This window comes from Streptomyces atratus (assembly GCF_040655115.1).
In the GTDB taxonomy this organism is placed as follows: Bacteria; Actinomycetota; Actinomycetes; order Streptomycetales; family Streptomycetaceae; genus Streptomyces; species Streptomyces atratus_D.
Map to the genome: position 1 here is coordinate 218,985 of NZ_JBFAJH010000009.1, position 6,110 is coordinate 225,094.

General features: G+C 66.1%; 7 protein-coding genes and 1 pseudogene. 5 read left to right on the forward strand and 3 right to left on the reverse strand.

The window, feature by feature from the left end:
* Positions 1-80: 80 nt before the first annotated feature.
* Complete coding sequence (locus tag AB0I23_RS14105; RefSeq protein ID WP_359109471.1) at positions 81-392, reverse strand: hypothetical protein; 312 nt, start codon at positions 390-392, stop codon at positions 81-83.
* 276 nt (positions 393-668) lie between these two features.
* Here AB0I23_RS14105 and rpsF point away from each other — a divergent pair, with 276 nt between their 5' ends.
* The 4 genes from rpsF to rplI all read left to right on the forward strand — a co-directional run bounded on the left by rpsF (position 669) and on the right by rplI (position 2,384).
* Positions 669-959, forward strand: a complete 291-nt coding sequence (gene rpsF / locus AB0I23_RS14110) for a 30S ribosomal protein S6 (protein ID WP_015609864.1) — start codon at positions 669-671, stop codon at positions 957-959.
* A 74-nt stretch (positions 960-1,033) separates the two neighbouring features.
* The gene (locus AB0I23_RS14115; RefSeq protein WP_037702128.1) at positions 1,034-1,639 is read left to right on the forward strand and encodes a single-stranded DNA-binding protein; all 606 of its coding nucleotides are present in this window, start codon (positions 1,034-1,036) and stop codon (positions 1,637-1,639) included.
* A 43-nt stretch (positions 1,640-1,682) separates the two neighbouring features.
* A complete protein-coding gene (gene rpsR / locus AB0I23_RS14120) occupies positions 1,683-1,919 on the forward strand; it encodes a 30S ribosomal protein S18 (protein ID WP_003967857.1) in 237 nt (78 codons plus the stop codon).
* A gap of 18 nt (positions 1,920-1,937) precedes the next feature.
* Positions 1,938-2,384, forward strand: a complete 447-nt coding sequence (gene rplI, locus AB0I23_RS14125; RefSeq protein ID WP_037702131.1) for a 50S ribosomal protein L9 — start codon at positions 1,938-1,940, stop codon at positions 2,382-2,384.
* Positions 2,385-2,474: 90 nt separating this feature from the next.
* On the opposite strand, the gene AB0I23_RS14130 is transcribed toward rplI, so the two are convergent.
* Positions 2,475-3,812, reverse strand: a complete 1,338-nt coding sequence (locus AB0I23_RS14130) for an MATE family efflux transporter (RefSeq protein ID WP_359109472.1) — start codon at positions 3,810-3,812, stop codon at positions 2,475-2,477.
* Between the two features lie 478 nt (positions 3,813-4,290).
* Between AB0I23_RS14130 and dnaB the strand changes: the two genes are divergently transcribed.
* Positions 4,291-5,751, forward strand: coding sequence for a replicative DNA helicase (dnaB, locus tag AB0I23_RS14135; protein WP_359109487.1), 1,461 nt, complete (start codon positions 4,291-4,293; stop codon positions 5,749-5,751).
* 269 nt (positions 5,752-6,020) lie between these two features.
* On the opposite strand, the pseudogene AB0I23_RS14140 reads toward dnaB, so the two are convergent.
* Positions 6,021-6,110: pseudogene (locus AB0I23_RS14140) on the reverse strand (dihydrofolate reductase family protein); the annotation flags it as partial.

Sequence of the window (6,110 nt, forward strand, 5' to 3'; positions counted from 1 at the left end):
AGGGGGGCTGCACGACCCCCTGGGGGGATGCGGGTGGACCGCCGTGACCGGCGGTCCGGAGGTGTCCGGGACAGGCGCGGCTACAGGCCGCCGAAGAGACCGCCGTGGGCCATGCCCAGGTAGAACCCGATGGCGGACGCGCCTATACCGAGGATCAGCGGGAACCTCTCGCGGGTGGTCACCGAGATGTACTGCCCGTATGCACCCGTGAGGATCCCGATGAGTCCGGCCCACGAGCTGATCAGATGCAGGCCGTGGAACATCGCCGTCACGAAGGCGATCAGACCGAGGGCCACCGTTACCCCCACCAGAATGTCCTGGCGCGGATGGGGCTTTCCGTCCGTGGCGAGAAGGGAAACGGCAGGGCGGCGGGTTTGCGTTGTCTGTGCCATCGAAGTACCTCCTGGCCGAAGGCGGCGCATCGTGGCGCCGCTCACACCCGATGTGTACAGATTGCGTCTCCTGAGCACCGGATTTCAACCGGAAGCCGGTGTGCGGGTACTCTGTACGGTCTGCACCGGTGTCTGCCCAGGCCAGCACGTCAGCCCTCTTCGGAGGGGGCATTGTCAGTGGCGGCTGTTTTACTCGGAGACACTGTTGCTTACGCATCACGACCCTCCTGCCACGGAACGACCGTGGCCGCTGAGTCCAAAGGAGGTGGGTTCCACATGCGTCACTACGAGGTGATGGTCATCCTCGACCCCGATCTCGAGGAGCGCGCTGTCTCCCCGCTGATCGAGAACTTCCTCTCCGTCGTCCGTGAGGGCAACGGAAAGGTTGAGAAGGTCGACACCTGGGGCCGTCGTCGTCTCGCTTACGAGATCAAGAAGAAGCCCGAGGGCATCTACTCGGTCATCGACCTGCAGGCCGAGCCTGCGGTCGTCAAGGAGCTCGACCGCCAGATGAACCTGAACGAGTCGGTCCTCCGGACCAAGGTCCTCCGTCCCGAGATCCACTGAGCATCTAGCTCAGTGGTCATCGGGTTCGAGTAGCAGCAAGCAGCCAGAAGCAATCCCCGCCGAGAGGTTCACCCATGGCAGGCGAGACCGTCATCACGGTCGTCGGCAATCTCGTCGACGACCCCGAGCTGCGTTTCACCCCGTCCGGTGCGGCGGTCGCGAAGTTCCGTGTCGCGTCCACTCCCCGCATCTTCGACCGACAGACCAATGAGTGGAAGGACGGCGAAGGCCTGTTCCTCACCTGCTCGGTCTGGCGGCAGGCGGCGGAGAACGTCGCCGAGTCGCTCCAGCGAGGCATGCGCGTTGTCGTGCAGGGCCGGCTGAAGCAGCGGTCGTACGAAGACCGCGAAGGCGTGAAGCGCACGGTCTACGAGCTGGACGTCGAGGAAGTCGGCCCCAGTCTCAAGAGCGCCACGGCCAAGGTCACCAAGACCACCGGTCGCGGTGGCCAGGGCGGCCAGGGTGGTTACGGCGGTGGCCAGCAGGGTGGCGGCAACTGGGGCGGCGGTCCCGGTGGCGGCGGCCAGCAGGGTGGCGGCGGTGCTCCCGCCGACGACCCGTGGGCCACCAGCGCGCCGGCCGGCGGCCAGCAAGGCGGGGGTCAGCAGGGCGGCGGAGGCGGTTGGGGCGGAAGCTCCGGCGGTTCCGGCGGCGGCTACTCGGACGAGCCTCCCTTCTAGGGCAGCTCGTACCCCCACTTCTTGATCACACAGGAGAAACACCATGGCGAAGCCGCCTGTGCGCAAGCCTAAGAAGAAGGTCTGCGCTTTCTGCAAGGACAAGACCCAGTACGTGGACTACAAGGACACGAACATGCTGCGGAAGTTCATTTCCGACCGCGGCAAGATCCGTGCCCGCCGCGTAACCGGCAACTGCACGCAGCACCAGCGTGACGTCGCCACGGCAGTGAAGAACAGCCGTGAGATGGCGCTGCTGCCCTACACGTCCACCGCGCGATAAGGGAAGGGTGACCGAATAATGAAGATCATCCTCACCCACGAGGTCTCCGGCCTCGGCGCTGCCGGCGACGTCGTCGACGTCAAGGACGGGTACGCCCGTAACTACTTGGTTCCGCGTGGCTTTGCCATCCGCTGGACCAAGGGTGGCGAGAAGGACGTGGCGCAGATCCGCCGCGCCCGCAAGATCCACGAGATCGCGACGATCGAGCAGGCCAACGAGGTCAAGGCCAAGCTTGAGGCCGTGAAGGTTCGTCTGGCCGTTCGCTCCGGCGACGCCGGCCGTCTCTTCGGCTCCGTCACTCCGGCCGACATCGCTTCGGCGATCAAGGCTGCCGGTGGCCCGGACGTCGACAAGCGTCGCGTCGAGCTCGGCTCGCCGATCAAGACGCTCGGCGGGCACCAGGTGTCCGTGCGTCTGCACCCCGAGGTCGCGGCGAAGCTCGGCATCGAGGTCGTTGCTGCCTAAGGGCACAGCTCACCAGAGCAAGTGAAGGGCTGCACCCCGCGGGGTGCAGCCCTTTGCCGTTTCACGTGAAACAGGATCGACGGTCACTGCTCAGCGGGTGGCTCCGGTGACGATCCACTTACCCGACCGCGTGCGCAGCCAGAGGGTCACCATACGGACCGTCATCATCAGTGCCATCGCCCACCACAGAGCAGTCAGACCTCCGCCGTAGGTGGGCACGAGCAGGGCGACCGGAGCGAAGACGGCCAGGGTGATCAGCATGGCCCAGGCGAGGTACCGGCCGTCTCCGGCGCCCATCAGTACACCGTCCAGCACGAAGACCACGCCTGCGATCGGCTGCCCGACGGCCACCACCAGCAAGGCGGGGATCAGGGTGCTCCGAACGTCCTGGTCGCCTGTGAACAGAGGGATGAACAAGGGACGCGCGAGCACGATCAGTGCCCCGAGCGCCACACCTGAGGAAACACCCCACTGCACCATACGGCGGCATGCCTCGCGTGCACCCGTGGTGTCATCGGCCCCGAGGTAGCGGCCGATGATGGCCTGTCCGGCGATGGCAATGGCGTCGAGAGCGAAGGCCATCAGGCTCCACAGGGAGAGGATGATCTGGTGGGCGGCGATATCGGTGTCGCCCAGGCGCGCGGCGACGGCGGTGGCGATCATCAGGACGGCGCGGAGAGATAGCGTACGGACGAGCAGGGGGACGCCTGCCTGGGCACTGGCCCTGATCCCTGCCGCGTCGGGGCGCAACGATGCGCCGTGGCGGCGTGCGCCCCGCACCACCACGATCAGATAGGCCGCGGCCATGCCGACCTGGGCGATCACGGTGCCCCAGGCCGATCCGGCGATACCGAGACCGGCGCCGTAGACAAGCCCCGTGTTGAGGGCTCCGTTGGCCGCGAAACCGCCGATGGCGACATAGAGCGGGGTCCTGGTGTCCTGCAGGCCACGGAGCACGCCGGTAGCGGCCATCACCATGAGCATGGCGGGGATACCGAGGCTCGAGATCCGTAGATAGGTGGTGGCGTACGGCGCAGCGGTGTCGGAGGTGCCGAAGAGATCGACGAGCCAGGGAGCAGAAGGGAGCGTCACAGCGATGACGGCGACGCCGAGGAGCAGCGCCAGCCAGATGCCGTCCATGCCCTGCCGTATCGCGGAAGCGAGATCGCCCGCACCTACGCGTCGCGCGACCGCCGCCGTGGTGGCGTAGGCGAGGAAGACGAAGATGCTCACGGCGGTGGTCAGCAGGGCTGCGGCGACGCCCAGGCCGGCCAGTTGTGGTGTGCCGAGATGGCCGACGATGGCGCTGTCGGCCATGACGAAGAGCGGCTCGGCGACGAGCGCGCCGAAGGCGGGGACGGCGAGTGCGACGATCTCGCGATCGTGCCGTCGGCGGCTGGAATGTGAGGTCGCGGGGGCCAGGGGCATGAGGGCCAATCTAATCTTCCACAGGTAACGGATGCAATGCCATAGCGATCCTTACATTTGCTGGCACTGGGTGTTCTCCTGCGTGCGGTTTGCCGTGATCTTGTGCCGACTCGGAAAGTTTTTCTCCCCCACAGCCAGTGGATGGAGAAAGTGCAGGTCAGGGCTGAGGTGAGGGTCGCGTTATGAGTTTGTCCACAGTGCTGTCCCCTGCTCCGTGCACAGGTTCTGCGGAGTTCTCCACAGCATCTGGTCCGCTGTCCACATGCCCTGTGGATAACCAGATTGGCTGACGGTGCAGCGGGGCCTACCGTGGACCGGCGCCCACACCCCGTTTCAGCTCTGGAATCCCGCAGAACTCGACGTGCCGGAACCGGAGTCGAGCGTCTTGATTGTCGGTGCTGTGCCGTAAGAAAGAGTGGCACGGCGAAGGTCCGCGGAGCGGACGGGAGGAGGTGGCACGGTGAGCATTCCCGAGCCTTTGGACGATCCCTGGGCCGACATCGGTCCCAGTGACCGTCTGCCCGTTTCCCGCCAGCGTCGTGGCGAAGGCCGGGACCGCGGAGAGCAGCACGACCGCGGCAGGGAGAGCGGTGGCTGGGACGGCAGCTCGCCCGGATTCGAGCGCGTGCCCCCTCAGGACCTGGACGCCGAGCAGTCGGTCCTCGGCGGCATGCTCCTCTCCAAGGACGCCATCGCCGACGTCGTGGAGATCATCAAGGGGCACGACTTCTACCGCCCCGCCCACGAGACCGTCTTCCAGGCGATCCTCGACCTTTATGCCAAGGGCGAGCCCGCCGACCCGATCACGGTCGCGGCCGAGCTGGTCAAGCGCGGCGCGATCACCAAGGTGGGCGGCGCTCCCTATCTGCACACCCTCGTCCAGTCAGTGCCGACTGCGGCCAACGCCTCCTACTACGCGGAGATCGTCCACGAACGGGCCGTCCTGCGACGGCTTGTCGAGGCGGGCACGAAGATCACGCAGATGGGGTACGCGGCCGACGGTGACGTCGACGAGATCGTCAACTCGGCACAGGCCGAGATCTACGCGGTCACCGAGCAGCGCACCAGCGAGGACTATCTTCCGCTGGGGGACATCATGGAGGGCGCGCTCGACGAGATCGAGGCGATCGGTTCGCGCTCCGGCGAGATGACCGGCGTACCGACCGGCTTCACCGACTTCGACGCCCTGACCAACGGCCTGCACCCGGGCCAGATGATCGTCATCGCGGCGCGTCCGGCAATGGGTAAGTCCACGCTGGCCCTGGACTTCGCGCGGGCCGCGTCGATCAAGAACAACCTGCCGAGCGTGATCTTCTCCCTCGAAATGGGCCGCAACGAGATTGCGATGCGGCTGCTGTCCGCCGAAGCGCGGGTGGCTCTGCACCACATGCGCTCCGGCACGATGACCGACGAGGACTGGACGCGGCTGGCCCGCCGGATGCCGGATGTCTCGGCCGCGCCGCTCTACATCGACGATTCGCCGAACCTGTCGATGATGGAGATCCGGGCGAAGTGCCGTCGGCTGAAACAGCGGAACGACATCAAGCTGGTGATCATCGACTACTTGCAGCTGATGCAGTCCGGTGGCTCGAAGCGTGCCGAAAGCCGTCAGCAGGAGGTCTCGGACATGTCCCGAAACCTCAAGTTGCTGGCGAAGGAGCTGGAGCTCCCGGTCATCGCGCTGTCCCAGCTGAACCGTGGTCCGGAGCAGCGTACGGACAAGAAGCCGATGGTCTCCGACCTTCGTGAATCCGGCTCCATCGAGCAGGACGCCGACATGGTGATCCTGCTGCACCGCGAGGACGCGTATGAGAAGGAGTCCCCGCGGGCGGGCGAGGCGGACCTGATGGTGGCCAAGCACCGTAACGGCCCGACGGCGACGATCACTGTGGCATTCCAGGGCCACTACTCACGCTTCGTGGACATGGCGCAGACCTAGAAGGCGCCTGTAGGGTCCCAGATTTCGTGGCCAAATCTCACGAGCGATGGCCAAGCGATGGCATATCTGACACGAATCTGAGACTGGCAGGTCAAGCCGCCCACTCGTATGGGTGATTGGGCTCTGATGCTGGTGCCCTGGTAGAAGCCCGCTGACACCGTGGGCTTCTACCAGGGCACCGCTCGTGGGCTTGGGGGTGTGCGGTGGGGGAGATCGCCGCGACGGTGAGAGGAAACACCCATCCAAGCCGTGAGACAGCGGGAAGCTGCTCAGCGCCTCGTCTCGTACCTGGTCAGGACCACGCCGCCGGGACACGTCCGCGTCTCCACCAGGTTCAGGTTCACCCAGCTGTCCAGCGC